Here is a 25,406-nt window from a genome sequence, read left to right on the forward strand (position 1 = left end):
ATGACACTTCGGAAAGTGGGGCTCAAGGCGCGCCATCGAGCCACTATAAGTCGCTCAGATCACCACTCGATTTTCAACCGGTGAAGCAAGCCGCAACCAGCTCACGCTCCAGCCTGCTCGTCGACGCGATCCGCACCGCATAAGCGCGGCATTTGTCCTTCCCTTTCAACTCTATGGTCAGTCTCCTTTGACGCAGCAAATGCTATCAAGGAGTGGCATCAAACCGTAACAGGTTTACATCTCTGGTCCGCCTGCAGGAACACCATGATCCACAGCACCCTGAACGACCGCAGTTTCCTCCAGCCTTTTCTGACTTGTTGGGGTTGGACAAATGGTTGCATTGCCGTCACCAATGCAGAAATGCGAGAGATCTGGTCACTGGTTCCCAACGGCACGCCGATCACTATTCAGGATTAGGCCGATAACACTGAACACCGCCGTCCCGGACCTGATCCGGGACCTCAAGGAGGCAGCATAATGACCCCTGAACTGACCGTCCTCGCCCTGGCCGCATTGCTGCAGGGTCTTCAATTCGTCCTCATGGCCGTGCCGGCCAATCTCGAACTTGGGCCGGGCAAGACCATGTCGCCCCGCGACCAAAGCAGGCTTGGCAAGCCCATTGGTGAATTACTCAGCGACAAGACCGGCCGCCTGCTGCGCGCGCTCAACAACCATTTTGAGGCGCTGATACTGTTCACCATCGCCGTTCTGGTCGTCAGCCTGGGTGACAAGAACACTGGGCTGACCGCCGCCTGCGCCTGGACTTATCTGGGGGCACGTATCCTCTATGTGCCGGCCTATTACTTTGGCCTGATGCCATGGCGCTCGCTTATCTGGTTGGTGGGGTTTCTCTCGACCATGCTCATGATAGTGTCGGCCCTGATTTGACAGATATGCCCGACGCAAATCCGACGTTTGTCCGACGCAAGTCCGACACACCAAAATGACTAAAGGAGAACCCATGCCCAGCTATGATGTGATTGTAATCGGTGCCGGCCCCGGTGGCTATGTCTGCGCCATCAGATGCGCCCAACTGGGCATGAAAGTGGCCTGTGTCGAAGGCCGTGAAACGCTGGGCGGCACCTGCCTGAACGTCGGCTGTATCCCCTCCAAGGCCATGCTGCACGCCAGCCATATGCTGCACGAGGCCGAACACAATTTCGCTGACATGGGCCTGAAGGGAAAAGCACCTTCCGTCGACTGGAAACAGATGTTGGCTTATAAGGAAACCACCATCGCCCAGAACACCGGCGGCATCGAATTTCTGTTCAAAAAGAACAAGGTAGACTGGATCAAGGGTTGGGCCTCGATACCTGAGGCGGGCAAGGTCAAGGTGGGTGATGACATCCACGAAGCCAAGCATATCGTCATTGCCTCCGGGTCCGAGGCGTCATCCCTGCCCGGTGTCGACGTCGATGAAAAAACCGTTGTGACATCCACCGGCGCGCTGGAATTGCCCAAAATCCCCAAAAAAATGGTGGTGATCGGTGCCGGTGTTATCGGTCTTGAACTTGGTTCGGTGTACGCGCGCCTCGGGGCCGAGGTGCAGGTCATCGAATTTCTTGATCACATCACCCCGGGGATGGACGCTGAAATCGCCAAGACCTTCCAGAGAATGCTGAAAAAGCAAGGCCTTAACTTTACACTCGGCGCCGCAGTCCAGGGTGTTGCCGTCAAAGGCGGCAAGGCCAAAGTCACCTACAAGCTGCGCAAGGATGACAGCGAACATGTGATGGACGCCGACACCGTGCTGGTGGCGACGGGCCGCAAACCTTACACTGAAGGATTGGGCCTGGATGCTTTGGGTGTCGAGGTGTCGGAACGCGGGCAAATCAAAACGGATGGCCGTTATGCCACGAATATCAAAGGGATTTATGCGATCGGTGATGCCATCGATGGGCCCATGCTGGCCCACAAGGCAGAAGATGAAGGCATGGCCGTCGCCGAAGGCATCGCTGGGCAGCATCCGCATGTGAATTACGGCGTGATCCCTGGAGTGATCTACACGCATCCCGAGGTTGCCAATGTTGGCGAGACCGAGGAAACCCTGAAAGAACAAGGGCGTGCCTACAAGGTTGGCAAGTTCCCTTTCATGGGCAACGCCCGTGCCAAGGCCAATTTCGCTGGCGAAGGTTTTGTCAAAATTCTGGCTGACAAGGAAACCGACCGGATCCTCGGCGCGCATATCATTGGTCCCATGGCCGGCGACCTGATCCACGAAATCTGCGTCGCGATGGAATTCGGCGCTGCGGCAGAGGACCTCGCGCGGACCTGCCACGCCCATCCCACCTATTCAGAGGCGGTGCGCGAAGCAGCTCTTGCCTGTGGCGACGGGGCCATTCACGCCTAGGGATCGACCTGCGCCGGGGCTTTGTTCTGGCGCGGTTCCTCATTGACCGTCAGCGACTTGCCCGTCTTTATCTTATTGAAGATATTGCGAAACGGGATGGAATACAGCTTCCAGACTGACGTATATTCGGACTCTTCAACCCCGTAGATTCCGAACTTCACATCCTTGTTGTCCTTAGGCATTTCATAGGTCCGGAACAAAACGTCCCAGAGCGGGAACAGGAATGCAAAATTTTTGTCCAGATGATCGGGATGGCAGCTATGATGCACATGGTGGTGCGCTGGCGAGGGAAACACCATCGACCACCGTCCGGGCCAGCGCAGCCAGATATGGGAATGACGCAGGTGATAGCCGCCAGCATTAAAGAGAAACAGCAGGATAGGCACACCCAGAACAGTTGGCATGTTCGGTAGATAGCCGAGAAAGACCATCACACTTCCCAAGACAATGCCGTAGACCGATCCGATTCCTAGCGCATAAGCCACGTTGTCGAACGGATGTTCGCGAAAGTTCGAGATCGGATGCATGACTTCGGGACTGTGATGCACCTTGTGAAACTCCCACAGAATCGGGATCTTGTGTTGTAGATAGTGGATGTAAAAGGCGGCGAAATCTGTAATGGCGATCACGACAAACATATAGATCAAAGAGATCACAACATCCGAAAATCCGGGCATCTCGGATGCTTTGATGACGTCGACGAAGCTTATTCCACCGGTCACCCAATAGAACACAAAGGCCGTCGTTGCTCCTGTCAGGCTGACATACAGGAGCTTACCAGTGAATTGATTTACAAGGAAAAATCTCAGATCAAGCCATGCTGATGGATGGCCCCACACTGATTTCGGCACCAGAAAGCGCAGGAACGAGCCCAACGTGCGGGGCTCTGCGCCCGCGTCCGTCTTGCTATAACGGTGGTAAACCCAATACGCGAATAAAACAGCAGTACATAGATACAGCCAGAACAACCGAGCCGCAGGGTCGAACGGCGTCTGGACAAGCGCAGAAAACTGCTCGGACAGCATCTGATACATCTCCGAGAAGAGGTGGCTTATCGTTTCCATTATCGACAGTTATCCATGCAAGATTGCGGCTATGTTCCTGTATAAGCAACACTATGGCAACATTTCAGCGCAATTGCGGCGAAGGAAAAAGATTTAAGACCAAATCGTCGTAGCAACGGGTAGTAATTGCCCCACACAAACACGCAAACAAACACAACTCCGCCACAATTGTTCCTTTAATAAGGCGCGTATCGAGTGAGACGTCTGAGATATAAATGAAAAAACTACTCGCAGCTGTGCTTTTCCTGATGGGATCGATCACACCGGCACATGCGCTTTCCCTCGACGATTGGAAAAATTTCAGATTCTCCGACTTCATGGTCAAGGATCTCGAATTTGTTGCGCCCACCAGAATCCCCAGTCGCAGCGAAGGAATGATGTCACTGTGTTATCGCACGCTTGGTTTTCATATCTTTGATTTTCCGCTTACCAGCGACGTGCAGGGCTACGTACTGGTTGATGAGGGCTGCGAAGGGTCCGAACTGCGCGAATTCAGCACCGATCAAATGGTGACCGCGCAGTCATTGAACCTGATTGACCCCGAGATTTCGCCAGAGGCCCGCAACAGCTTTGAACGAAACCTCCAGACTTACGGCGTTTTGATCGGCATGGCATTGGCCATGGTCGCGATCATCATTCGCCGAGTGAAATCGCTTTTGGCGCTTGATCCGAACGGACCCCTTCGGAAACGCGCCGCCAAAAAGATACTGTTAGCGCTCTGCCATGCGGCCAAGTGCGATGGCCTGGTCTCCTCCGGTGAGATCAAGATGATCGCCAGAACCATGAAGCGCCTGACGAAACATAGCTACAGCCCGACCGAGATCATGCGCTTGTCCGACCGGGTGCATCTTAACCTCAGCACACAAGATTATATCAATTTCGGCAAAGGGCTGCGCGACAGCGAAAAGGATATCATGTTGCGGGGTGTCCTTTACATCACGATGGCCGGCGGGCGCATGTTGCCGTCGGAATACAAGTTCGCCAGCGAGTTAGCCCACGGTCTGGGTATGCCGGGCGAAGATTTCCGGCGCGTCCTTTATCTGGCGTTCAAGGATATGGACGCGCACCCGGTCTAGCCCTTTAACATTCTAAGGCCTTGTGTCGCGTCACCGCGCACGGCCAGCCGCAAACCTGGTTCATCCCCCGCCTTGAGCGCGGCAAGAATCATCTTGTGATGATATGGGGGATCCTTGCGATTCAACCGCCCGTAAAGAGCCCGCATCGTTGGCCCTAATTGCAACCACACCGTTTCAGTCATGGCCAGCATCGCCGGGGCCTGGGCACGCAGATACAGCGTGCGGTGAAACTCCAGATTCATCCGGATATAGCCCGTCGCGTCATGCCGAGCGACCATCTGGCTGACTCCCTGATTGATCGCCTCCAGCCGTTCGATCAGGGCAAAATGCGCACGTGGCAAAGCCCGCGACGCAAGTTCCGGCTCAAGCAAGGCGCGCAACGTTGCCAGTTCCTCGATCCGTTCATTTGACAAGGCTGTGGTTGAAACGCGACCTGAGGATGAAAGAAACAGCGCGCCTTCCGCAACCAGACGGCGCACGGCCTCGCGGGCGGGAGTCATGGAGACATCGTAGGCCTTGCCGATACCCCGCAGCGTCAGCGCCTCGCCTGGTCCAATCTCGCCATGCATGATCCGTGTGCGTAGCGCCCGGTAGACACGCTCATGTGCGGCGGTGTTCGGATCGACGGGGCGGGGCTGGATCATCATATCAGTGTTGTGATCTCTCCGCGCAGAAGGGTCAATCTGCGAACAGTATCCTGTGCAGATGATCGCCATTTTCGCGCAACCATAGGCGATATGGCGCGTGATCTGGATAAAGCTGCTCAACAAGGTTCCAAAAGGCGGGCGAATGGTTCATCTCAACCAGATGGGCCACTTCATGTGCAGCCACGTATCGCAGCACTTCAGGCGGCGCCATGATCAGGCGCCAGGAATACATCAACACACCCTTACTGGAACACGACCCCCAGCGGGACCGGGTATCGCGCAACGACAGGCGGCTGTAGGACCTGCCCACCTGGGCGGCATAGGCGTCCGATGCCGCCGCCAGTCTGTCACGAGCGAGCGTCTTGAACAGGGCCTGAACGCACGGACCCGCTGTATCGGCCGTTGGTACGATAACCCGATCAGGCTCCAACCGGGCAGAGCGCCCCGCGCCAAGTGTGACAGGCAGATCGCAGCCCTCAAACGGGACTGTCCCGCCAATCCGCACCGGCACGCCGGGTGCCAGCTGGGTCAGGTGACTGCGCAGCCAGGCCTCTCGCGATTTGAGAAAAACCAGACCTTCCCGCTCGGCGGCGCGTGGGGGCAATGTCAGCGTCACACGCCCGTCCAGCCGTGAGACCCGCAATGACAATCGTTTGGCCCGGGCCGAGCGGCGCAACGTGACCTCAATCGGGGGGTTGCCTTCAAGCGTATGACGGCCCATATCAGCTTCTCGCATTTGAAGTGCCAAAGGCTTTGACACGCAAGGCCGCTTATGGCAGTTGGCACCGATCACCCGCAAGGGGACGTCAGACAGATTTTGAAGGGATGGCCCATGCCTAAGGAAGAGTGGGGCACAAAGCGCCTCTGCCCCGAAACCGGCAAACGCTTTTACGACCTGAACGCGACACCGATCATCAGCCCATATACGGGTAAAGAGGTGACCGTCGACACATCCAAGACCCGCACCATGGTCGCGGATGCGGAAGATGCGCAAACCAAGAAGATGAAGGACGACACCGAGGACGATCTGGTCCTGGATGATGACGACGATGACGATGATGTCGATCTGGGCGACGATGTTCTGGAAGATGATGACGATGATGACACCGTCTCGCTTGATGAATTGGCTGATGTCGCCACGAACGACGACGAATAAACAATCGTACCGGGCGCGATTTATGCTTGATCTCGCCCGGTCTGCTGCATAGACAGCAGATCGCAGCGGAAACGCTGCACCCGGCGACTCAGATCGCCACAGATGGGGCCTTAGCTCAGTTGGGAGAGCGCTTGCATGGCATGCAAGAGGTCAGGGGTTCGACTCCCCTAGGCTCCACCATATCTCTTAAAATCAATCACTTAGATACTTGACTGTCTGCTGTTACACAGAGGTGGAACACCGATCACGATGATTCCTGCATACATTAGCCCTTCTAGACACGGAATTTCTTGCTTTCAGTAGCTGATTAGCCCCGAATAAAACTCTTGATCGAGCGGTCGCGTCAAATTTCACGTTTAGGCCAGCCTTGCTCAACGTAGTCCTATCATCTGACAGCAAAATCCGCAGCATCGCGTTGATTATCGACAACGCTCCAAATCCTTAACACGCGTTAACACATTCCCCAGCACGCCCGGTTAATCCGCCCAAACGCCACCAAAAGGTCCGACGTTTTGCCGACGCGAATCCGACGTGATGCCGGCCGCGCATTTCCCAGTAAAATAAGCTGTTAACCCACGATTCGCCTCGAACATCAGAAACCACCGTACCGTGGGGGGCACGCAACACCCTTTGGCCTGACCAAAAAGCCACATTATTGCCGCCCCCGTTCCCTTGTTCTGGACAGCGCACCACCCTGCGCGCTAGTTTGATCAAAAGCGGGGCGAAATGATCCCGCGAATTGAGGCAGTTATGGTGTTTCCCGAGCGGTTTTCGAACCTCCCGGTTGCGACGTGGCCACGTCTGCGTGCGTTACTCAACGTACCCAGCAAGGCGTCGGACGTGATCAATATGACGATTGGCGAACCGCGCCATGCGTTTCCTGCCTTCGTGGGCGATATCCTTGCGGCCAATCTGGCGGGTTTCAACAGCTATCCGAGCAACGAAGGGCAGGACGATCTGCTGACCGCCATGGGCGGATTTCTCAAGCGTCGCTATGGGTTAGACGTGTCCAACGACCGGATCATCGCGCTGAACGGCACGCGCGAGGGGCTGTATAACGCGGCCATGGCGCTGTGCCCGGAAACCAAGAACGGCAAACAGCCTGTCGTACTGACGCCAAACCCGTTTTACCCTGTTTATGCGGTCGCGGCCTTGTCCGTCGCGGCTGAACCCGTCTATGTGCCCGCAACCGAAGCCACCGGCCATCTGCCTGATTTCGCTTCACTTTCCAGCGAAGCCCTGGACCGCACCGCCATCGCCTATCTCTGCTCGCCTGCCAATCCGCAAGGCGCTGTGGCCGATGAAGCCTATTGGCGCGACCTGATCACACTTGCCGAAAAACACGATTTTAAGATCTTCGCCGATGAATGCTATTCCGAGATCTACCGCGACACACCGCCCCCCGGGGGACTTGAGATTGCCACCCGGATGGGGGCGGACCCTGATCGGGTCGTGATTTTCCAGTCGCTGTCGAAACGCTCCAACCTGCCTGGTCTGCGCTGCGGCTTCGCGGCGGGTGGTGCGAAATCCATCGCCCGGTTGCGCCAGTTGCGTGCTTTCGCCGGTGCGCCCTTGCCCGGGCCCTTGCAGGTGGTGGCGACGAAGGTCTGGGATGATGAAGGTCATGTGGAAGAAAACCGCAGCCTTTATCACCGCAAGTATGACATCGCCGACGATATTCTGGGGCATATCCCCGGCTACATGTCCCCGCAGGCCGGATTTTTCCTGTGGTTACAGGTGGATGACGGAGAAGAGGCGGCGCTGAAGCTGTGGCAGGACACCGGCGTGCGTACGCTGCCGGGCGCCTATCTCAGCCGCGAAGTAGCGGGTGAAAACCCCGGCAAAGGTTACATCCGGGTCGCCATGGTGGCCCCAACACAAGAAATGCAGCGCGGTCTGACCCAGATCCGCGACTGTCTCTACGGTTAAGGAACGAGCAGAATGGCATCATATCAGACACGGCAGCGCGATCCGCTTTTGGACAGCACCACCCAGGCCGCAATCGAAAAACGCGGCAAGGAATTGCTGGGGATCGGTCTGGTCTTTGCGGGCCTCCTGATCGCGGCGATGGTGGGCAGCTATTCCCCCGACGATCCCAGCTGGATCTCTGCCACAGACGCCCCGGTGCAGAACTGGCTTGGGCATATGGGTGCGTCACTGGCGGCCCCGTTGATGATGATCATCGGTCTTGGCATCTGGGTTTTGCCCGTCATCCTGATCACATGGGGCGCGCGTTTCATCACCCATCGCGGGCAGGAACGTGCCATCGGGCGGCTGGTGTTCGCGCCCGTCGCCATCGTGCTGGCCTCGGTTCATGCCGCGACGCTCACGCCGGGGGCCGACTGGCCAGCCAATTTCGGCCTTGGCGGGTTGTTTGGCGATACCGTGCTTGCCGTCATCCTGACCATTGTGCCATTTGGGACGATCTTTGGAGTCAAACTCCTGTCGCTTTTGTCCTTCGGGGCCCTGCTGGTGCTGATGGCCTTTGTGCTGGGCTTCACCAAGCCAGAGGTCAGGACCGCCCTGCGTTTTGTCATGCTGGGTACCATCATGCTTTACGCCCTGATCCTGAAAATTCTGGGCCGCGGCGCCGCCCTGTCGGCCCATGCGGCTCAGGGCCTGACCGAAACTGTGCAAACGCGCCGGGCAAAAGCGGCCGATGCACGATCCGCCCGCGATGCCGTTTTGACGGCGGAGGCGCGGGCCGAACGCGCCGTGCCGGTGCCGGATTTCAAGGCAAGGGCTGCCGCTGTTGTTCGCGCCAACCCGGCTGTGCCGACGCAGGAACCACCCCTGACCGCGCCCAAAATGCCACCGGCCCCGCCGCTGGCCGCACCCGCCCGTGCAGCGGCAGAGCCGCAACAAAGCGGCGGCTTCCTGTCCGGCCTGCTCAAGCGGAACGAGATGCCGGAACCGGAACTGGTCACACCGGAGCCAACGGCAGAAGAACCACCCACCGGCAGCAGCGACCGGGTCAGCGCGCGCATTGCCGACGCGATCAAGAACCGGTCCGTGCCGCCATCGCCGACTGGCGTTCGCATCGAACCCTCATTGACGGCCGGGCGCGGCCCCAAACCGCTGATCTTTGATCCGGTTGATGATGTGGCCAGCGATATCGATGCGGTGTTCGAGGATCCGAATGCGCCGCGCATGGCCGAACCACACATGCCGATCCCTGCGCCGCATATCCCCACCGCCCCCACGCCAGAGCCGCGGAGCGTCGTAAGACACCCGCCGAAAAAGGCCCCGCAGCCCTCCACTCAGGCCAAGGCAGAGGCGCAACCGACGCTGAAATTTGAAGACCAATATCCCGGCTACGAGCACCCGCCGCTTGGGCTGCTGATGAACCCGATCGAGATTCAACGCCACCATCTGAGCGATGAGGCGCTGGAAGAAAACGCGCGCATGCTGGAAAGCGTGCTGGATGATTACGGCGTCAAGGGCGACATCGTGTCAGTCCGCCCCGGCCCAGTTGTCACGATGTACGAGCTTGAACCGGCCCCGGGTTTGAAAGCCAGCCGCGTGATCGGCCTGTCGGATGATATCGCCCGGTCCATGTCGGCCCTGTCGGCCCGTGTGTCCACCGTGCCGGGCCGGTCGGTCATCGGGATTGAACTGCCGAACGAGAACCGCGAAAAGGTCGTGCTGCGCGAAATCCTGAGCCATCGGGACTTTGGCGACGGCAACCACAAACTGCCGCTTGCATTGGGTAAGGATATCGGGGGCGAACCGATCATCGCGAACCTCGCCAAGATGCCCCATCTGCTGATCGCGGGGACCACCGGGTCCGGTAAATCCGTGGCGATTAACACCATGATCCTGTCGCTGCTTTACAAGCTGACCCCTGAAGAATGCCGGATGATCATGATCGACCCCAAGATGCTGGAACTCAGCGTCTATGACGGCATTCCACACCTGCTGTCCCCCGTCGTCACCGACCCCAAAAAGGCGGTTGTCGCCCTGAAATGGGTCGTGGGCGAGATGGAAGAACGCTATCGCAAGATGTCCAAGATGGGCGTGCGCAACATCGATGGCTATAATGGCCGGGTCAAGGATGCCCTATCCAAGAACGAGATGTTCAGCCGCACTGTGCAGACCGGGTTTGACGATGAAACCGGCGATCCGATTTTCGAGACCGAGGAATTCCAGCCAGAGGTTCTGCCCTATATCGTCGTGATCGTCGATGAGATGGCCGACCTGATGATGGTCGCGGGTAAGGAGATCGAGGCTTGCATTCAGCGCCTTGCGCAGATGGCCCGTGCGTCCGGTATTCACCTGATCATGGCAACTCAGCGCCCGTCCGTCGATGTGATCACCGGCACGATCAAGGCCAACTTCCCCACCCGTATTTCGTTTCAGGTCACCTCGAAAATCGACAGCCGCACGATCCTGGGTGAAATGGGGGCCGAACAGCTGCTGGGTATGGGCGATATGCTTTACATGGCAGGCGGGTCCAAGATCACCCGCGTCCATGGCCCCTTCGTAAGCGATGAAGAGGTCGAGGAAATCGTCAACCATCTGAAAGGGTTCGGTCCGCCGGAATACATGTCCGGTGTCGTTGAAGGGCCTTCTGATGATGCCGAAAGCAGCATCGATCTTGTGCTGGGTCTGGGTGATGGATCAGACGCCGAAAACGCGCTTTATGACACGGCGGTCGCCATTGTGATCAAGGATCGCAAATGTTCGACCAGCTATATCCAGCGCAAACTGGCCATCGGCTATAACAAGGCCGCGCGTCTGGTTGAGCAGATGGAGGAAGAAGGCGTGGTGAGCAGCGCAAACCACGTGGGCAAGCGCGAGATCCTGGTGCCGGAACAGCACTAGGCATCGCCATCCGCGTCCTTTTCGGCATTGTCCGTTGACATGCCTTTGATCGGTAGCGGTTCCTTGAATGTCAGGGTGCGGTAGGGGAATGGGATTTCGATGCCAGCGTGGTTAAGGGCGCGTTTGACACTCGCGACGACCTGATCGCGGGATGTCCGAACATCGACAGGAGCCGAACCAGTCCACCACGTCACCTCGAAGTTGATCGACGACGATCCAAATTCCTGCGCGAAAATCTGCACCGGCTTGCCATCCTGTACGACGGTGTCGCAGGATTTGACGGCATCGGTGATGACTGACCGACAGTGATCCACATCCTCGTCATAGGCCACGCCGCAAATGATGGTAACGCGGCGGATATCCTTGTCGGTACGGATCGTGACCGGGTTCTTGAACAGGATGGAGTTGGGGACGATGACTAGTTGTCCGTCGGTCTGACGGATATGGCTTTCGCGGATAGCGATATGGGTTACCTGACCCTCGATCCCTTCACATTCGATGTGGTCGCCAATGCGCATCTCGCGGCGAAAAAGAATGATGATGCCCGCAAGGAAATTTTCGAAGACATCCTTGAAGGCAAAACCAATGGCGACCGAACCGATACCAAGTCCTGCAAGAATGCTGGCAGGCGTCAGTCCGGGAAAAACGATGACGGCCGCAATCATTACGCCGAGCACCCAGATAAAGATCGACAGCACCAAAGAGAAAAGTTCTTTCAGGCTCTGACGCAGTCTCGCCCGGCCAAGAATGCGGCGCAGCACATAGCTTGCTAGCCAATTCAAACCCCAAGTCGCAAAAATTACGACGATGGCCACCACGATTTGCGGCAGCATTTCAATAGACGCCCTCGCAATGGCGTTCAATTGTTCCATGAGAATCTGGACAGGTTCCACCGATCACCTTGTACGTGGCCTACAGGGTCCTAACCAGCGACCCCTGCATTGGTTCCGCGAAAGTGGTTCAGATTCGGCTCAAATCCGCGTTGTATTCCTCGTAAATCGTCGGGTTGAAGATCGAGTTCACTTCCAACTCCCGCCTTGGCTTGAGGTCCGTGGTAAAACTCTGGGCGGCGGCGAAGCTTTCGGGTGTCAGCGACCGCAGCCCGTCGGGTAGTGGCCCGAGCGTGCCGCCAGGCTGTTTACTGGCCATGTGGAACCCCCAGATGCCGAAAGACGGGATCGGGGTGTTGTAGCTGATCACGTCCGGAAACAGCTCTTCCAGTGTCAATGCGACCGTCCAGTAGGAATGCGGCGCGAAGAAAGGAGAGGAGCTTTGGGTGACCAGCGTGCCCCCGTCCTCCATGATGGCCGACACCATGGCGTAGAATTCGACGGAATATAGCTTGGACAAAGCCTCATTATGCGGATCGGGGAAATCAATGATGATCCGGTCATATTTTTGCTCGGCGTCTTTGACGAACACAAACGCATCCTGATTGTAAACGGTCAGGATATCGGACTGCATGCTGCCGCCATTCAGGCGGACCAGCGGGGCAAACTCTGACCCCAGCCGCGTCATTTCCGGGTCCAGATCGACCAGATCAATTTGGGTCACCGATGGATGCTTGAGCACCTCGCGGATCGCCAGACCGTCACCGCCGCCCAGGATCAGCACGCTTTCCGGCGCATCCCCCCAGGCCAGCACGGGGTGCACCAGCGCTTCGTGATAGCGGTATTCATCGGTCTCGGCGAATTGCAGATGGCCGTCGATGAACAGGCGGATGTCGTTTGTCTTCCACGTGTTGGTGACGACAAGGTTCTGATATTGCGACTGATCGCGCCAGACAACCCGGTCGAAATACAAGTGATCCTGCGCAAAGCCGGTGATCTTGGACGCGGACAAGGTCAGCACGAAAAGCAAAACGATCGTGGCAATCGCATAACCCAGCATCCGGTGGAAGTTATCCAAATAGGCCCGCAGCCAGAAAATGTTCAGCAGGGCAACAGCCGCGTTAGTCAGGCCGATGGCGAAGGATGCGGTGATCAGACCCAGCGACGGCAGCAAAAGGATGGGAAAGGCGACGGAGCCGACAAGTGCGCCGATGTAATCCAGCGACAGCACGTCAGAGATGGACTGCCGGGTGGTGGACCGTTCCGACAGGATGCGCGTCAGGATCGGGATTTCGAGGCCCACCAGAAAGCCGATGGTCGAGATGAAGGTGAACATGCCCACCTGATAGAACCACGGGGCATAGGGAAAGAGCATGAAAAGCGAGATGCTGCACATGCCGCCCACAAAGGCGAGGATCAGTTCGACCCAGACAAAGGCCTGGACCAGATTGCCTTCGATAAAGCGGGACACGTAAGAGCCCACGCCCATGGCGAACATGAAAAAGCCGATGGTCAGCGAAAACTGATAGACTGAATTGCCCAGCAGATAGCTGGATACGGTTCCGATGATCAGTTCGTAGACGATGCCGCACAGGGCCACGACCAGGATGGACCCCAACAGGACGACCGCCTGTTTCTGTGGAAGATCGGTGTAGCTGTATTCGCGTTTTGCCACGGGAAACCTATTGAGTTGAAACAATAAAAAAGGCCCAGCACGCGCTCGGCGTCACTGGGCCCTGATTGTCTATGCAGGCTTACTTGCCAGAGCGTGGACCACCTGTGCGCGCGCTGGATGGCGGGCGGTAGTTGCTGCGTGGCGTGGCCGTGCGGTTGTTGAAGCTGGCAGCACTAATGCCTGCGCCGCGCTGGCGGCTGATCAGGTTGCCGATCAACGCACCGGCAAGGAAACCGGTGCCCGAGAATTGCAGGCCAGAGGCGTTGCCGGCAACGTCAGTGGCGATCAGGCGACGGTTCGCCTCGTCGATTTCAACGGTAAAGACCTTGCCTTCATCGGTGTCCTGCACGCCATTGGCGTTTTCGTCCGCAAAGCCAAGGAATGTGGCGTCTGGCATGACTTCAAGACCAAGGGTCTTGCCGTAGAAGCGTGGTTCGCTGTTCAGAACGACTGTGTAGAATTCTGTGAATTCAGCCATTTGCTGGTCGGTCACATCGGTAATGCCGCTTTCGCCCAGATAACCCTGATATTCGGTCAGAACGAATTCTGTGCGGTCAAGAACCTGACCCAAGTCTGCGGTCTGCTCAGACGCGGAACCGGACACAACGGAATAGCCAATAAAGCCAACGACGGCGATTGCGCCGATCAATTTAATGTTTTGAAGCATAAGCCTCTCCTTTGACGTACGCAAAAAACGCACTAGCTGATTATGCCCCCAACAAACATACCCACCATACCTGATGCAATGCAGGATTGTAGTAATTTTTGAGCATCCCACATCTTTTGAAATTGTGCGCTTCTAATGCAACGGCATTGGCATCTGACAGGTCGCTTGGCAGGGTCAGAACGACCATCCGCGCGCCTTTGTCAGCTGCTTTTCCCAGTGCATATTCCATGCCCGCCAGCCCTACTGGCCGTTCTTCCCAGCGTAGGCCCATGACCTTTTTGGTCTCGGGTTCCTTGGCGATATCGGCGATGGCCAGCCCGGTCTGCGGGCTTGCCGGTGGTGGTGGCGGTGCAACAAATTCTGGATTATCAAGGCCATAGACGATCTTGGCCTCGCCCACATCGTGATAGTTCGGAACGGTCAACTCGACCTGCGCACCGAAATCCTCATACATCTTGTGGGCGTTGGCATAGATCGGGCGGCCAAAGGCGGCGTAGTCGCTGGTCGCCATGAAGATCTTGCGAACCCCGAAATCCTTCAGCTTGCCCAGAAGCCCGTTCAGCATCTCGCCGCCCAGCCCCTGACCGGTCTGTTTCTGGTCCAGATAGGTCCAGGAAAGCCACGCGACGTCATCTACCTGATCATCGAGACTGTAGCCGGTGACGCCGAGGATTTCGCCCTTTTGCATCAGGACGAACATGCCCTCCAGACCTTCTTCCAAAAACCCTGATTCGGCTTCCTCTGCGTCATCATCATCGGTCTGGCCGATGATTTCGACGACCCGCGCGATATGGCTCGCCTGCATGGGTTTCAGTGTCGGGGTCTTGCTTCCGAAAAGGGATTCAAACACGGCCAGACTTCCTCCGATCAGGGCGCCCGCGATATGGACGTAGACGGCAACGGATCGCGACAGATAGACCACTTCGAGGATCAGCAGCACCAGCACGGCCAGACCGGCAAGCGCCATGCCCGACGGGGGCCGGGCCATCATCACCCCATAAGCCAGCAACCCGTAGGATATTCCCGACGCCCCGATGAACCGGGGCCCTGCGATGTAATACTGGGCCAGCGTGCTGCCGATGGCGCAGGCCAGCATCAGCGCAAGCAGCCGGGCCGCGCCCAGACGCTGCTCCGCGATCAGACCACCAAAAAAGATCACTAGTATATTGCCCGAAAGGTGCAACAGGCTGCCATGGCGTAAAACGCCAGCAAACGCTTCGGGCAAAGTGTCGAGATAGCTGGCGTTCAGCGTCGGCCCGTTCAGGGCGTAAGCCACCAGAAAGAGGGCGCAGGTACTGAATGTGATGTAGCAACTGCGCAGCTCACTCATGACATGGTTTGCGGGTCACGCGGATGTCGCAGCCAGGGCAAACTGCGCCATATTTCCGCGCTGCAGGATATCCACCTGCTCGCGACCGGGGGTAAAATACTGGCGCAGCACTTCAAGGCTGCGCATCGGTTCGGCATCGCCGCACATGAAGATATCAATCGCGGCATAGTCGTTTTCCGGCCAGGTGTGGATCGAGATATGGGACTCGGCCAACACGGCCACGCCGGTAAAGCCACAGCGATCGCCGAAATCATGCATATTGACCTCAAGCACGGTGGCCTTGGCGGCCAATGCTGCCTGACGCAGTATCTCGCCCGCCGGGGCACATTCGAACAACCGCGATGCATCATAAAAATCTGCAATCAGATGTTTGCCCAATGCCGTTGGGCGCATTCCATCAACTGTCAGCTTATTCACGTCTCAATGACCTTTTACTATTTGTTCGGACCTTGGCGGGCAATCTTGGCAAAATTCTGACCAGTATGGTTTTTCGTGGGGTCATGTTACGGCGACCCGAATGCGCGTCAGGTCTAATGGCAGCATTTGCGCAACACCACCCCTGATTGCGGATGCCGATCACGGCACAGATTGTGTGGCCTTCACGTCGCACTGTGTGCGAACGCACTGACATGTCATCACCAAGACATACTTATGCCCGTATCCCGGTTTTGTTTGCGTGGGTAAGTCTGTGATCGGAACGAGTGAAATGGTGGATGATGTCCCTGAGAATGGGCCAAATCTTGACGTGTCTGCGTGGCAGCTAATCGACCCGCGGCCCATCCAGCAGGAAAACCCCTATACATTCTTCGTCCCGTCCGACGCTGAAAAGGCGGCACTTGTCCCCGGTGATCTGGTCAAGCTGATGTTCCGCAGCCTGTCGCCCCATAACGGGACCGAACGGATGTGGGTCACCTTTCAGGGGAGTGATGAGGGCGGCGCCTTTGGCCTGCTTGATAATCAGCCGCTGGACATTCCGGGCCTGACAGCGGGTGACATCATCCGGTTTCAGGACCACCATATTGTCAGCGTGTGGGAACCCAAGGTTGATGACATCAGCCATGAAGACCGGATGTTCGCCCGGTGCCATGTCGATCCGCGCATCTTGAACGGTGGCGCACGGATCGGCCGGATCGAACGTCGATCAGCGTGGCGAACGTGGCGTCCATGGCGCAAGGATCGCTGGCCGGATACCGGCTGGTACATTTATGCCGACGACAATACCCGGCCGCGATCACGCGACATGCGCTATGTGGCCGTTGGTGTTGTGCTGAACCAGGATGACAGCATCCTGCGTTATCTGTCTGCCGCACCTGGTACCCGTATGATCCGCGATGGCGACAGATTCCGCGATATCTAGCACGGGCTATCTCTTTCCTTCGCCAGCACCGTTCCCTAAACCCGATCCCATGCAGCGGGATCGCACCACGCTTATTGCCACAGTGCTGGTTGTCGTCACCGGCACGATCTGGGGACTCTACTGGGTGCCGGTGCGCAAGCTGGCCGAACTGGGGTTACCGGGCGCGTGGGGGACGCTGGCCATTGTGGCAACGGCGGCCGTTCTGCTTGCGCCTGTGGCGATCCGGCGGCGGCATCATCTGGCGCGATCCAACCCCATTGCACTGGCGTCAATTGCGCTGGGTGGGGCGGCCTTTGTCCTTTATTCCGTTGGGCTTCTTTATGGGCGGGTCGCGATTATCGTGATCCTGTTCTTCCTGACCCCGGTCTGGAGCACGCTGATCGGGCGCTACGTCATGGGCTGGCCCACCACGCGGCTACGGATTGCGGCACTGTTTCTGGGGCTTGCTGGTCTGGCCTTGATGCTGGGCGCTGATGGACAGGTGCCCGTTCCGCGCGGGATGGGCGAATGGCTGGGCCTGATCTCCGGGTTTCTCTGGGCTGTCGCCACGACCGGGATCAGGGTCAAGGCAGATACCGGCCCGCTCGAAACCGCCTTTGTTTTTGCTACAGGCGCGACCATCGGTGCCATGATCCTTGCGCCGCTCTTACCTCCTGCGACCGATCCTGAGCCAATCCGGAACATCCCGGCCATCATCGGGTGGAGCCTGCTGGCGGGCGGCATCTGGTGGGGGCTGTCGATGTGCGCGCTGATGTGGGCGACAGCACGGCTAGAACCGGCGCGGGTCGGCATCCTGCTGATGGTCGAGGTACTGACTGGCGCCATTTCCGCGGCATTGATGGCAGGCGAACATCTGGGGATATTGGAAATCGCCGGGGGCGCGTTGGTTCTGTGCGCCGGCCTGTGCGAAGTCTGGCCCAGCCGTGTTGCTGAGCCAGAACGCGCATAGCGAAGGATCAATGGGTCCTGAGCCTCGTCACATGATCAGAACTTGAATGACGCCCGCAGTTCCAGTGCGTTGACGTCGAGGTCGATGTCTGTCGGTTCGCCAGTGACATCCTCGGGCAATGCCCCTTCGACCTGACGTCTGGTGAATTCCGCACCCAGCACGATATTGTCCGTCATCAGATAATCGACACCAACGCCGAAGATAAAGCCATCGGCATCGGCCTCACCATCCACGCCTTCAACATCAAATTCCGTGGTCAACTGGGTGAAACCCGCGGTGCCGTAGGCGAGGAAACGATCCTCAAAGACGTAACCCACCCGGCCCTTGATATCGACAGCCGTGGTTTCCAGGCCATCGATTGATGCGTCGGGTGTGCCGCCGTCAGACGCCCGGCCCAGAACAATCTCGCCGCCGTAAACCAGATTACCGTCTTGCATTTGATAACCGGCGAAACCGGAAAAGCTGGTATCGTCATTGAGGTCAAATGTCCCCAAACCGAAGTCAAAACCATCTGACTCAGCGGCGACCTTGCCGTCGCCGCTAATGGTGCCAATGGCGATCCCCGCATAGCCACCGGTAAAATCGGCAAGCCCCACGGTGGGCAGAAAGCCCATGACAGCCGCCAGGGACGATTTCGTGAAAATGTGCATCTGTGTTCCTTGTGTATGCTTTGGCGTTGGACGCGTTAATATTGGGGGCAAGCGCATCTCTAATGGACAGGTCAGATGGTCCGGCTTCGCCGAAGGTCTGACCTGTTCGATTCGCGCACCCCGGTCCGGGCTTAGACGGCGACCGTTGTCGGTGGCGTGTGAAATTGCAGTTGGAAAGCGTGGTATTTGCGCAGGGTCAGCCGAAAAGACCAACGCTTTTGCGCAAAACAAAACCCCCGCCTGATCGCTCAGCCGGGGGTTCCTTGATCGTCACGTCGAAGGGTCGCTTTACAGCATACCTTCGCGCTGGAGCTTCTTCCGAGCCAGCTTGCGCTGACGGCGAATGGCTTCGGCCTTTTCGCGCGCCTTGCGGACGGACGGTTTTTCGAAATGCTGCTTGAGCTTCATTTCACGAAAAACGCCCTCACGCTGGAGCTTCTTCTTCAAAGCACGCAACGCCTGATCGACGTTGTTATCACGAACACTAACCTGCATGTGGTTTACACCACCTTTCTAAGTTGGATTTGCAAAAATTGCAGGAAGTGGGCATGTAGCAAAGGCGTGCTAGTTTGTCTAGTGCCACCGACATGGAGGACGACAGATGATGACCGCCCCGATTGACCCCGCCAAAGATAAACTGATCGATGCCATCCTGCCGCATGTGGCCTTTGACGGTTGGGCGCCCGTTGCCTTCAACGCAGCCGTGGCCGAGGTCGGGCTGGATCCGGCCCACGCCAAAACGCTCTGCCCGCGCGGTGCGGTCGATCTGGCGGTTGCCTATCATCAGCGCGGCGATGCGATTATGGTCGCGGCACTCAAGCGGGCGGACATGTCCGACATGCGCTTTCGCGACAAGGTCGCTCATGCGTTGCGGCTGCGCATCCGTGCGATTGATGACAAAGAGGCCGTGCGCCGGGGCACCGCGCTTTTTGCGCTGCCTCATATGGCACCTGACGGAACCAAGCTGATCTGGGGGACCGCTGACGCAATCTGGGACGCGCTGGGTGACACGTCACGCGATATCAACTGGTATACCAAGCGGATGACGCTGTCGGGCGTCTATGGCTCGGTCGGGCTCTATTGGCTCGGTGACGACAGTCTTGATGGTCAGGCCACGGACGCCTTCATCGACCGGCGGATCGACGATGTGATGCAGTTTGAAAAGGTGAAAGCGCAGGTAAAGCAGAACCCGCTGTTGAAACCTGTGACCGGACCGCTGTCGCGGATGCTGGGTGCGATCAAAGCACCGACAAAGGTGCCGCCGGTCGATCTGCCCGGTATGTGGCGGGATCAGACCTGAAGAACTGGCCAAGGCTGGCGTAATGGCCCATATCTTGCCTCGAACGAATAGGGGGCAAGCAGATGCAAGCAGTTGAAATCACCAAACCCGGCGGACCAGAGGTTCTGGCGCTGACTGAACGCTCCATGCCCGAACCGGCACATGATCAGGTGGTGATCAAGGTCGCCTATGCTGGCGTGAACCGTCCCGATGCATTGCAGCGTGCAGGCCTCTACAACCCGCCGCCCGGCGCCAGCGATCTTCCCGGCCTCGAAGCTGCGGGCGAAATCACCGCAATCGGGGCGGGTGTCACACATCTTTCTGTGGGCGATCAGGTCTGCGCCCTTCTGCCGGGCGGTGGCTATGCCGAATATGTTGCCACACCTGCGGCCCATTGCCTGCCCGTACCGGATGGGCTGACCCTGAAACAGGCGGCTTGCCTGCCGGAAACCTTCTACACTGTCTGGTCCAATGTCTTCATGCGCGGCGGGCTGCAGGCGGGCGAGCGGTTTCTGGTCCATGGCGGAAGCTCCGGTATCGGAACAACCGCTATCCAGCTGGCCAAGGCCAAAGGCGCGCGTGTTTTCACCACCGCCGGGTCGGACGAAAAATGCGCCGCTTGCGTGGCATTGGGGGCCGAACAGGCGATCAACTATCGCGAGGCTGACTTTGTCGAGACCATGAAAGCCGAAGGCGGGGCCGACCTGATCCTCGACATGGTTGGCGGCCCGTACATCCAGCGCAATCTGCAAGCACTGGCAGATGATGGCCGATTGGTGCAGATCGCGTTCCTGCAAGGGCCCAAGGTGGAATTGAACCTCGTCCAGCTCATGACGCGGCGGCTGACCATGACCGGATCAACGCTGCGCCCGCAGTCCGACCTTGCCAAGGCGCGGATCGCCGACCAGCTGCGCGAACATGTCTGGCCTTTGCTGAACGTAGGCACCATCGCCCCGGTGATGGATCAGGAATTCGCGCTCGCAGATGCCGCAGCGGCCCATGCACGCATGGAAAGCAGCGCCCATATCGGAAAGATCGTCCTGAAAGTCGCCTGACGCCCAAATTCTTCCAAGAATTTGGCTACAAACTTTCGGCGAAAGTTTGTCTGCCCTAGTTGCGTCCGTTGACCGGAGGGGATCGCCAAGGCGTCGTTGTATAGAATGTCGATTGCTGCCGCCAGTATTGGGTCCGCACCTGCTCTGACGTCTGATCCTCGGCCATGGCCGCAGATGTGTCCTGCATCGCACGGGTATGGCTGTTGCCAAACATGCAGGCTGACAGAAGCAGGGGCAAAAGGATGATCAGGCGGCGCATATCTTCAACGGTCCAATGGTAATCTATCCATCGACCATGCACATCAATAATGACCTTAACGGGGCGTCACCGTGACGAACTTTCGTTGAATCACCGCCGTGACAGTCTTGCAGGGCGGCTTTCATTCCTCATGCTCAGGTCCGCGCCTTTTCAAACGCGGCCCAAGCCTCCAACAGCTTGTCCAGATCGAAATCAGCCTGCTTCGCCGGTCCCAGAATAATCTGTTCGCCCGCCCACATTTTCTCAATCGCATCCTTCAGATCGGGGATCACCTCTGGCGGGATCACCAGCCCGCCATGCCGGTCTGCATGTACCAGATCACCCTGCTGCACTCTCATCCCAAACACATTCACCGGCGTGCCCAGTTCGCGCACATGCACGAATGCATGGCTTGGCCCGATGGAGCCTGCCACAACGGGAAACCCCTCGGCCAGATCACCCAGATCGCGCATCACCCCGTTGGTCAGGGCGCCATTCAGCCCCAACCCCTTATGCACATTGGTGTGGACCTCGCCCCACCACGCGCTGACGCAATTGGGGTAATCCACATCCTCCAGCACGGCGATGGCAGGGCGGGGACCCGCCGCCATATTCCGGAAGTAATCCAGCCTGCGGGCGCGGATCACATCCGGCGCTTCGGTGGGCGGTTCGCGACCCGCGATCTTTGCTGTCCGGGCAAACCCCACCATTGACTGGTCGGGGGCCGAACATTGCATCGTCCCCTTGGTATAGGCGTCAAAACCGCGCTTGCCCTGGGCCACCTCAATCGCGTTGCAGACGGTAGGGGTATCGACCCGCTGCAGAAGCGCAAGCAGATCGTCAGGGATCACCGGTTCAGCCATTCTGCCAATGCCTCATTCGTTGCGTCGGGTTGTTCCAGCGTGGGCAGATGGCCCGCGCCTTTTATGACGGTCAGGGTCGATCCGGGGACCAGATCATGCATCAGTTCATGCCGGTGCAGCGGGCAAAGTACATCATCCTCACCACACAGGATCAGGGTCGGTACAGCCACGCGCCGCAACGTGTCCTGCTGATCGGGTCGGGACTGCAAAGCGCGGGATTGGGCAACAAATGCAGCGGGCCCAACCGTTTCCGCCATCGCCATGCACAGATCAAGGATCTGACCCATTTGCGGCCCATCGGTCAGGTAATTCGGCTTCATTTCATCCCGCATCACCGCACGCAACTGGCCATCCTGCACCTTGGCGATCTGCGGCTCTCGGCGGGCGGCAATCGCCTCGGCTTCCGCCTTGGGGTTTGTATCCAGCAAGGCTAGCCTTGTGATGCGCTCAGGCGCCTGCCGGATCACCTCCATCGCGACAATCCCGCCCATGGACAGGCCAGCAAGGGCAAAGCGGGGTGGAGCCTGTGCCAGCACTTCCGTCGCAACCGCCTGCACCGTCTCATGCAGACCAAAGGGCGCGACCATGACGGGCCTTTCATGCGAAAAAGCAGCAATCTGCGGACCATAAAGCCGGGCATCACACATCATGCCGGGCAGAAAAAGCAGCGGTTCCATCATGGCTTGAACGGGGCCATGCCCGCCCGGGCCAACTCGTCGGCACGCTCATTTTCAGGATGGCCCGCATGGCCCTTGACCCATTCCCATGTCACATCATGGCGGGCAGCGGCGGCATCAAGGCGCTGCCACAGGTCGACATTCTTCAGTCCACCCTTTTTCTTCCATCCATTGCGTTTCCAGCTATGGATCCACTTGGTGATCCCGTCTTTCACATAAGCGCTGTCGGTCACCACGGTTACCTTTGTCGGTTTGCTCAGCGTCTCAAGTGCGGTGATGGCGGCCAGTAGTTCCATCCGGTTGTTGGTCGTCTCTGGGACACCGCCATGTAATTCCCGCTCCTTGACCACCCGGTCACCTTCGCGGGCAATCAGCAAGGCACCCCAGCCACCGGGGCCGGGATTTCCTGAACAGGCCCCGTCCGTGTAGGCGTAAAGATCAGGCATGCTTGCGCCCCCGCATGATCACAAAAGGGTCCATCGTGCCTGCCATCCCCTTTTCGCGGCCTTCCTTGGTAAAGATGACCACGAAACCGGCATCTGTCAGCAGGCCCTGCAGTTCCGCCACAGTCACGTAGGTATAGAACCGATCAATACCATCACGGCCCGCGCCCTCGCCGGTTTTCATACCCACATGAATGATGCCACCAGATTCAAGCGCGCGATAAAGCGCGGCCAGATAACGGGGCAGGGCGTCGCGCTGGGCGTGCAGCAGGCTGAAATTGGCCCAGACGCCTGCATATGCGCCTTCAGCGTCGACATCATCAAACGTGGCCAGCCGCGCGCCAATATCATGGGTCTGGTTGGCCAGATCAACCATGCCCTGCGATGCATCCACCGGGTCCGGGTCCAGCCCCGCCGCGCGCATATGGGCCGAGGCCGCGGCGGGCCCGCAGCCTAGGTCCAGCACACGACCACCGGCGGGGATCAGATCAATAAAGGTCTGCAGGCTGGTATCAGGCGTGTCCATCGTGACCAGCCGGGCGTAATCCGCCGCCTTGGCATCATAGATGGCGATGGTTTTCTCATCCGCCATCTAAAACACCACCGGCAGGAAGGACAGAACGACAATCGCGGTCAGCAGCACCCGCAAATGCATCCACCAGGAAGGGGCCAGTTCAAGCCGCCAGAAATGCCAGTCCAGCAAGAGAAGGGCCAGAAACCCCACGATCAGATTGACCGCAGCCGCAACCGGGCCGCCGCCGGTCATGAAAAACGCCCAAAGGGCGGGGATAACAGAAAGAACGTAACCGGCTGTCGCGGTCCGGCCCGTCGCTTTGGTCGCAAAACCCCACAACACGCCAGACATGAATGACAAAATGACAGCCCCATAGAACAACTGCACATAAGGTCCGACAAACCGCCCGCCCAGGTTCATCTGGCCCCACAGGCCAAGCTCGGGGCGCAGCACGGTCAACGCCCCCCAAAGAAACGGCAGCAGGCCGGCAAGGCCAAGGATCAGGGCAGAGCGGGGGATGGCGTTCATGCGATTTCTGCGATCAGTCTGTCAGGTCTCGCCTCGTTTACCTTCATTCCCCCGCCGCAGCAAATGCCGATGCCGCCTAAGCCTTCTCAAACGCCAGACGCAGCCCCAATCCGGCAAAGATCGCCGCAAAGGACCGGTTCAGCCAGCGCATGACCTCCTTGCTTTGCAACAGCCACATGCGGGCAAAGGCGGCAAAGACTCCGTAAAGTACGAAGATGACAAATGTCAGCACCATGAAGATACCGCCCAGCAGGATCATCTCTGCCATCACCGTGGTTGGATTGCCCGACAGAAACGGCGGCAGCAAGGCCAAGAAAAAGATCGACAGTTTCGGGTTCAGGATATTGATCAGGGCACCGCGCAACGCGATGCGCGTAACGGGCTGTGCCACTGCGTCCCCTTTGACCGACAGCGCACCATCCGATTTCAGCGCCTGCCAGGCGAGGTACAGCAAATAGGCGACACCTGCGAATTTGACGATCTGGAACAGGACCGCGCTGGAATGTAGCAGGGCGGCCAGCCCCAGTGTCGCAGCAGCAAGGTGCGGAACAATCCCCAGGGTGCATCCAACCGCCGCAGCAATCGCTGCGCGACGACCCTGACCCAGCCCCAAGGCCAGCGTGTAGATGACCCCCGTACCTGGGGCGATGCAGACCACAATTGCGGTCAAAATGAATTGCAGGCTGATCATGGGGAAGGCTCCATCATATCACAAACACCCGGATAGTGGGTGACCCATCCTTCGGCGTCCACGGACAAAAACGCGCGAAAGCCCGAGTCTCGGTTTTCGTAAAGATATCCGTCCGCCTGTCGGGTATAGCACTGGCGGACAATGGCCGGTTCCAGCACAGGTACCGGAATATATAAAACGTCGATTTCCGCTTTCGCGCCGATGGCCAGACCCAACCGCCTGATGGGCAGGGTGTTGGTCAGCGCAGTGCAGGCAATGTCGGGGTCAAGCGCATTGGCACTGCCTGCGATCAACCTGCCGTCGGGATACCGCCAGCCTTGGCTGTCGCGGCGCAGGGTCAATTCCCGCGTTGTGGTGACGTTCAGGTACTTGGCCGCGCCGGATGCATCGGTCGTGATCCGGTAGCGAGTCGCGCCGTTTGCGCCGGAAATCTGCCATCCATCGGGGTTGCGGACGATCTCGGCATGGTCCGCGCCGTCCGCGCCCCAATCCCATGCGATCGTCGTGATGCGATCCCGTGTCACGACGGCGCGCAGACAAGAA

General features: G+C 58.3%; 29 protein-coding genes and 1 tRNA gene. 12 read left to right on the forward strand and 18 right to left on the reverse strand.

The features are described 5' to 3' along the window. Positions 1–264 precede the first annotated feature (264 nt). The 3 genes from ACFWW4_RS20825 to lpdA all read left to right on the forward strand — a co-directional run bounded on the left by ACFWW4_RS20825 (position 265) and on the right by lpdA (position 2,350). Positions 265–417 carry a L,D-transpeptidase family protein gene (locus ACFWW4_RS20825; RefSeq protein WP_411892602.1) on the forward strand — a complete coding sequence of 51 codons (153 nt, stop codon included), beginning with the start codon at positions 265–267 and terminating at the stop codon, positions 415–417. A 60-nt stretch (positions 418–477) separates the two neighbouring features. Next, positions 478–888, forward strand: a complete 411-nt coding sequence (locus tag ACFWW4_RS20830; RefSeq protein WP_411892603.1) for an MAPEG family protein — start codon at positions 478–480, stop codon at positions 886–888. 73 nt (positions 889–961) lie between these two features. Then, the gene (lpdA, locus tag ACFWW4_RS20835) at positions 962–2,350 is read left to right on the forward strand and encodes a dihydrolipoyl dehydrogenase (RefSeq protein WP_411892604.1); all 1,389 of its coding nucleotides are present in this window, start codon (positions 962–964) and stop codon (positions 2,348–2,350) included. On the opposite strand, the gene ACFWW4_RS20840 is transcribed toward lpdA, so the two are convergent. After that, positions 2,347–3,414, reverse strand: coding sequence for a sterol desaturase family protein (locus ACFWW4_RS20840; protein WP_411892605.1), 1,068 nt, complete (start codon positions 3,412–3,414; stop codon positions 2,347–2,349). The two genes, lpdA and ACFWW4_RS20840, sit on opposite strands and share 4 nt — an antisense overlap. Before the next feature lie 215 nt (positions 3,415–3,629). On the opposite strand from ACFWW4_RS20840, the gene ACFWW4_RS20845 reads away from it, so the two are divergent. Next, positions 3,630–4,490 (forward strand): TerB family tellurite resistance protein, encoded by an 861-nt coding sequence (locus ACFWW4_RS20845; protein ID WP_411892606.1) that lies wholly within the window; start codon positions 3,630–3,632, stop codon positions 4,488–4,490. On the opposite strand, the gene ACFWW4_RS20850 is transcribed toward ACFWW4_RS20845, so the two are convergent. Next, positions 4,487–5,137 carry a GntR family transcriptional regulator gene (locus ACFWW4_RS20850; RefSeq protein ID WP_393927666.1) on the reverse strand — a complete coding sequence of 217 codons (651 nt, stop codon included), beginning with the start codon at positions 5,135–5,137 and terminating at the stop codon, positions 4,487–4,489. The genes ACFWW4_RS20845 and ACFWW4_RS20850 overlap by 4 nt on opposite strands. Positions 5,138–5,168: 31 nt before the next feature. After that, positions 5,169–5,858: a M48 family metallopeptidase gene (locus ACFWW4_RS20855; RefSeq protein ID WP_411892642.1), complete on the reverse strand. Its 690-nt coding sequence runs from the start codon at positions 5,856–5,858 to the stop codon at positions 5,169–5,171. 111 nt (positions 5,859–5,969) lie between these two features. Between ACFWW4_RS20855 and ACFWW4_RS20860 the strand changes: the two genes are divergently transcribed. From ACFWW4_RS20860 to ACFWW4_RS20875, 4 genes are all read left to right on the forward strand, one after another. After that, positions 5,970–6,293 carry a TIGR02300 family protein gene (locus tag ACFWW4_RS20860; protein ID WP_411892607.1) on the forward strand — a complete coding sequence of 108 codons (324 nt, stop codon included), beginning with the start codon at positions 5,970–5,972 and terminating at the stop codon, positions 6,291–6,293. 104 nt (positions 6,294–6,397) lie between these two features. Next, a tRNA-Ala gene (locus ACFWW4_RS20865) sits at positions 6,398–6,473 on the forward strand. Positions 6,474–7,043: 570 nt separating this feature from the next. Then, positions 7,044–8,222 (forward strand): aminotransferase class I/II-fold pyridoxal phosphate-dependent enzyme, encoded by a 1,179-nt coding sequence (locus ACFWW4_RS20870; RefSeq protein ID WP_411892643.1) that lies wholly within the window; start codon positions 7,044–7,046, stop codon positions 8,220–8,222. A gap of 12 nt (positions 8,223–8,234) precedes the next feature. Then, the gene (locus ACFWW4_RS20875) at positions 8,235–11,117 is read left to right on the forward strand and encodes a DNA translocase FtsK 4TM domain-containing protein (protein WP_411892608.1); all 2,883 of its coding nucleotides are present in this window, start codon (positions 8,235–8,237) and stop codon (positions 11,115–11,117) included. Here ACFWW4_RS20875 and ACFWW4_RS20880 read toward each other — a convergent pair. From ACFWW4_RS20880 to speD, 5 genes are all read right to left on the reverse strand, one after another. Then, positions 11,114–11,950, reverse strand: a complete 837-nt coding sequence (locus ACFWW4_RS20880) for a mechanosensitive ion channel family protein (RefSeq protein WP_411892609.1) — start codon at positions 11,948–11,950, stop codon at positions 11,114–11,116. The two genes, ACFWW4_RS20875 and ACFWW4_RS20880, sit on opposite strands and share 4 nt — an antisense overlap. Before the next feature lie 127 nt (positions 11,951–12,077). Beyond that, positions 12,078–13,622 carry a polyamine aminopropyltransferase gene (locus tag ACFWW4_RS20885; protein ID WP_411892610.1) on the reverse strand — a complete coding sequence of 515 codons (1,545 nt, stop codon included), beginning with the start codon at positions 13,620–13,622 and terminating at the stop codon, positions 12,078–12,080. A gap of 79 nt (positions 13,623–13,701) precedes the next feature. Then, entirely contained in the window at positions 13,702–14,289 is a 588-nt protein-coding gene (locus tag ACFWW4_RS20890; RefSeq protein WP_411892611.1) for a hypothetical protein, read from the reverse strand. A gap of 40 nt (positions 14,290–14,329) precedes the next feature. After that, the gene (locus ACFWW4_RS20895) at positions 14,330–15,619 is read right to left on the reverse strand and encodes a rhomboid family intramembrane serine protease (RefSeq protein ID WP_411892612.1); all 1,290 of its coding nucleotides are present in this window, start codon (positions 15,617–15,619) and stop codon (positions 14,330–14,332) included. Between the two features lie 15 nt (positions 15,620–15,634). Further along, entirely contained in the window at positions 15,635–16,036 is a 402-nt protein-coding gene (speD, locus tag ACFWW4_RS20900; protein ID WP_411892613.1) for an adenosylmethionine decarboxylase, read from the reverse strand. Between the two features lie 289 nt (positions 16,037–16,325). On the opposite strand from speD, the gene ACFWW4_RS20905 reads away from it, so the two are divergent. Continuing rightward, entirely contained in the window at positions 16,326–16,976 is a 651-nt protein-coding gene (locus ACFWW4_RS20905) for a hypothetical protein (protein ID WP_411892614.1), read from the forward strand. After that, a complete protein-coding gene (locus ACFWW4_RS20910) occupies positions 16,951–17,925 on the forward strand; it encodes a DMT family transporter (RefSeq protein ID WP_411892615.1) in 975 nt (324 codons plus the stop codon). The genes ACFWW4_RS20905 and ACFWW4_RS20910 overlap by 26 nt, the downstream gene beginning before the upstream one ends. 35 nt (positions 17,926–17,960) lie before the next feature. On the opposite strand, the gene ACFWW4_RS20915 is transcribed toward ACFWW4_RS20910, so the two are convergent. Both ACFWW4_RS20915 and rpsU read right to left on the reverse strand, forming a co-directional pair. Continuing rightward, entirely contained in the window at positions 17,961–18,575 is a 615-nt protein-coding gene (locus ACFWW4_RS20915; RefSeq protein WP_411892616.1) for an outer membrane protein, read from the reverse strand. A gap of 288 nt (positions 18,576–18,863) precedes the next feature. Continuing rightward, positions 18,864–19,070, reverse strand: a complete 207-nt coding sequence (gene rpsU / locus ACFWW4_RS20920; RefSeq protein ID WP_100367708.1) for a 30S ribosomal protein S21 — start codon at positions 19,068–19,070, stop codon at positions 18,864–18,866. 106 nt (positions 19,071–19,176) lie between these two features. Between rpsU and ACFWW4_RS20925 the strand changes: the two genes are divergently transcribed. Beyond that, on the forward strand, positions 19,177–19,875 hold the full coding sequence (locus tag ACFWW4_RS20925) for a COQ9 family protein (RefSeq protein ID WP_411892617.1): 699 nt from the start codon (positions 19,177–19,179) through the stop codon (positions 19,873–19,875). A 62-nt stretch (positions 19,876–19,937) separates the two neighbouring features. Next, complete coding sequence (locus ACFWW4_RS20930) at positions 19,938–20,909, forward strand: NAD(P)H-quinone oxidoreductase (RefSeq protein WP_411892618.1); 972 nt, start codon at positions 19,938–19,940, stop codon at positions 20,907–20,909. A 55-nt stretch (positions 20,910–20,964) separates the two neighbouring features. Here ACFWW4_RS20930 and ACFWW4_RS20935 read toward each other — a convergent pair whose 3' ends face one another. From ACFWW4_RS20935 to ACFWW4_RS20970, 8 genes are all read right to left on the reverse strand, one after another. After that, on the reverse strand, positions 20,965–21,168 hold the full coding sequence (locus ACFWW4_RS20935; protein ID WP_411892619.1) for a hypothetical protein: 204 nt from the start codon (positions 21,166–21,168) through the stop codon (positions 20,965–20,967). A 134-nt stretch (positions 21,169–21,302) separates the two neighbouring features. Beyond that, positions 21,303–22,010, reverse strand: coding sequence for an RraA family protein (locus ACFWW4_RS20940; RefSeq protein ID WP_411892620.1), 708 nt, complete (start codon positions 22,008–22,010; stop codon positions 21,303–21,305). After that, positions 21,995–22,687 carry an alpha/beta fold hydrolase gene (locus ACFWW4_RS20945; RefSeq protein ID WP_411892644.1) on the reverse strand — a complete coding sequence of 231 codons (693 nt, stop codon included), beginning with the start codon at positions 22,685–22,687 and terminating at the stop codon, positions 21,995–21,997. The genes ACFWW4_RS20940 and ACFWW4_RS20945 overlap by 16 nt, the downstream gene beginning before the upstream one ends. Further along, positions 22,687–23,133, reverse strand: a complete 447-nt coding sequence (gene rnhA, locus ACFWW4_RS20950; RefSeq protein WP_411892621.1) for a ribonuclease HI — start codon at positions 23,131–23,133, stop codon at positions 22,687–22,689. Before rnhA ends, ACFWW4_RS20945 begins: the two co-directional genes overlap by 1 nt. Further along, positions 23,126–23,722, reverse strand: a complete 597-nt coding sequence (locus tag ACFWW4_RS20955; RefSeq protein WP_411892622.1) for a methyltransferase domain-containing protein — start codon at positions 23,720–23,722, stop codon at positions 23,126–23,128. The genes rnhA and ACFWW4_RS20955 overlap by 8 nt, the downstream gene beginning before the upstream one ends. Further along, entirely contained in the window at positions 23,723–24,172 is a 450-nt protein-coding gene (locus tag ACFWW4_RS20960) for a DUF3429 domain-containing protein (protein ID WP_393932320.1), read from the reverse strand. 76 nt (positions 24,173–24,248) lie between these two features. Beyond that, on the reverse strand, positions 24,249–24,863 hold the full coding sequence (locus ACFWW4_RS20965; protein ID WP_411892623.1) for a LysE family translocator: 615 nt from the start codon (positions 24,861–24,863) through the stop codon (positions 24,249–24,251). Then, a complete protein-coding gene (locus tag ACFWW4_RS20970; protein WP_411892624.1) occupies positions 24,860–25,387 on the reverse strand; it encodes a putative glycolipid-binding domain-containing protein in 528 nt (175 codons plus the stop codon). The genes ACFWW4_RS20965 and ACFWW4_RS20970 overlap by 4 nt, the downstream gene beginning before the upstream one ends. Between the last annotated feature and the right edge of the window lie 19 nt (positions 25,388–25,406).

The organism is Yoonia sp. SDW83-1 (assembly GCF_046762885.1).
GTDB lineage: Bacteria > Pseudomonadota > Alphaproteobacteria > Rhodobacterales > Rhodobacteraceae > Yoonia.

Excerpts from the sequence above, each read along its gene's own strand:
- ACFWW4_RS20825 (WP_411892602.1), top strand. The coding sequence starts at position 265 with ATGATCCACAGCACCCTGAACGACCGCAGTTTCCTCCAGCCTTTTCTG.
- ACFWW4_RS20830 (WP_411892603.1), top strand. The coding sequence starts at position 478 with ATGACCCCTGAACTGACCGTCCTCGCCCTGGCCGCATTGCTGCAGGGT.
- lpdA (WP_411892604.1), top strand. The coding sequence starts at position 962 with ATGCCCAGCTATGATGTGATTGTAATCGGTGCCGGCCCCGGTGGCTAT.
- ACFWW4_RS20840 (WP_411892605.1), bottom strand. The coding sequence starts at position 3,414 with ATGGAAACGATAAGCCACCTCTTCTCGGAGATGTATCAGATGCTGTCC.
- ACFWW4_RS20845 (WP_411892606.1), top strand. The coding sequence starts at position 3,630 with ATGAAAAAACTACTCGCAGCTGTGCTTTTCCTGATGGGATCGATCACA.
- ACFWW4_RS20850 (WP_393927666.1), bottom strand. The coding sequence starts at position 5,137 with ATGATGATCCAGCCCCGCCCCGTCGATCCGAACACCGCCGCACATGAG.
- ACFWW4_RS20855 (WP_411892642.1), bottom strand. The coding sequence starts at position 5,858 with ATGGGCCGTCATACGCTTGAAGGCAACCCCCCGATTGAGGTCACGTTG.
- ACFWW4_RS20860 (WP_411892607.1), top strand. The coding sequence starts at position 5,970 with ATGCCTAAGGAAGAGTGGGGCACAAAGCGCCTCTGCCCCGAAACCGGC.
- ACFWW4_RS20870 (WP_411892643.1), top strand. The coding sequence starts at position 7,044 with ATGGTGTTTCCCGAGCGGTTTTCGAACCTCCCGGTTGCGACGTGGCCA.
- ACFWW4_RS20875 (WP_411892608.1), top strand. The coding sequence starts at position 8,235 with ATGGCATCATATCAGACACGGCAGCGCGATCCGCTTTTGGACAGCACC.
- ACFWW4_RS20880 (WP_411892609.1), bottom strand. The coding sequence starts at position 11,950 with ATGCTGCCGCAAATCGTGGTGGCCATCGTCGTAATTTTTGCGACTTGG.
- ACFWW4_RS20890 (WP_411892611.1), bottom strand. The coding sequence starts at position 14,289 with ATGCTTCAAAACATTAAATTGATCGGCGCAATCGCCGTCGTTGGCTTT.
- ACFWW4_RS20895 (WP_411892612.1), bottom strand. The coding sequence starts at position 15,619 with ATGAGTGAGCTGCGCAGTTGCTACATCACATTCAGTACCTGCGCCCTC.
- ACFWW4_RS20905 (WP_411892614.1), top strand. The coding sequence starts at position 16,326 with ATGGTGGATGATGTCCCTGAGAATGGGCCAAATCTTGACGTGTCTGCG.
- ACFWW4_RS20910 (WP_411892615.1), top strand. The coding sequence starts at position 16,951 with ATGGCGACAGATTCCGCGATATCTAGCACGGGCTATCTCTTTCCTTCG.
- ACFWW4_RS20915 (WP_411892616.1), bottom strand. The coding sequence starts at position 18,575 with ATGCACATTTTCACGAAATCGTCCCTGGCGGCTGTCATGGGCTTTCTG.
- rpsU (WP_100367708.1), bottom strand. The coding sequence starts at position 19,070 with ATGCAGGTTAGTGTTCGTGATAACAACGTCGATCAGGCGTTGCGTGCT.
- ACFWW4_RS20925 (WP_411892617.1), top strand. The coding sequence starts at position 19,177 with ATGATGACCGCCCCGATTGACCCCGCCAAAGATAAACTGATCGATGCC.
- ACFWW4_RS20930 (WP_411892618.1), top strand. The coding sequence starts at position 19,938 with ATGCAAGCAGTTGAAATCACCAAACCCGGCGGACCAGAGGTTCTGGCG.
- ACFWW4_RS20935 (WP_411892619.1), bottom strand. The coding sequence starts at position 21,168 with ATGCGCCGCCTGATCATCCTTTTGCCCCTGCTTCTGTCAGCCTGCATG.
- ACFWW4_RS20940 (WP_411892620.1), bottom strand. The coding sequence starts at position 22,010 with ATGGCTGAACCGGTGATCCCTGACGATCTGCTTGCGCTTCTGCAGCGG.
- ACFWW4_RS20945 (WP_411892644.1), bottom strand. The coding sequence starts at position 22,687 with ATGGAACCGCTGCTTTTTCTGCCCGGCATGATGTGTGATGCCCGGCTT.
- rnhA (WP_411892621.1), bottom strand. The coding sequence starts at position 23,133 with ATGCCTGATCTTTACGCCTACACGGACGGGGCCTGTTCAGGAAATCCC.
- ACFWW4_RS20955 (WP_411892622.1), bottom strand. The coding sequence starts at position 23,722 with ATGGCGGATGAGAAAACCATCGCCATCTATGATGCCAAGGCGGCGGAT.
- ACFWW4_RS20960 (WP_393932320.1), bottom strand. The coding sequence starts at position 24,172 with ATGAACGCCATCCCCCGCTCTGCCCTGATCCTTGGCCTTGCCGGCCTG.
- ACFWW4_RS20965 (WP_411892623.1), bottom strand. The coding sequence starts at position 24,863 with ATGATCAGCCTGCAATTCATTTTGACCGCAATTGTGGTCTGCATCGCC.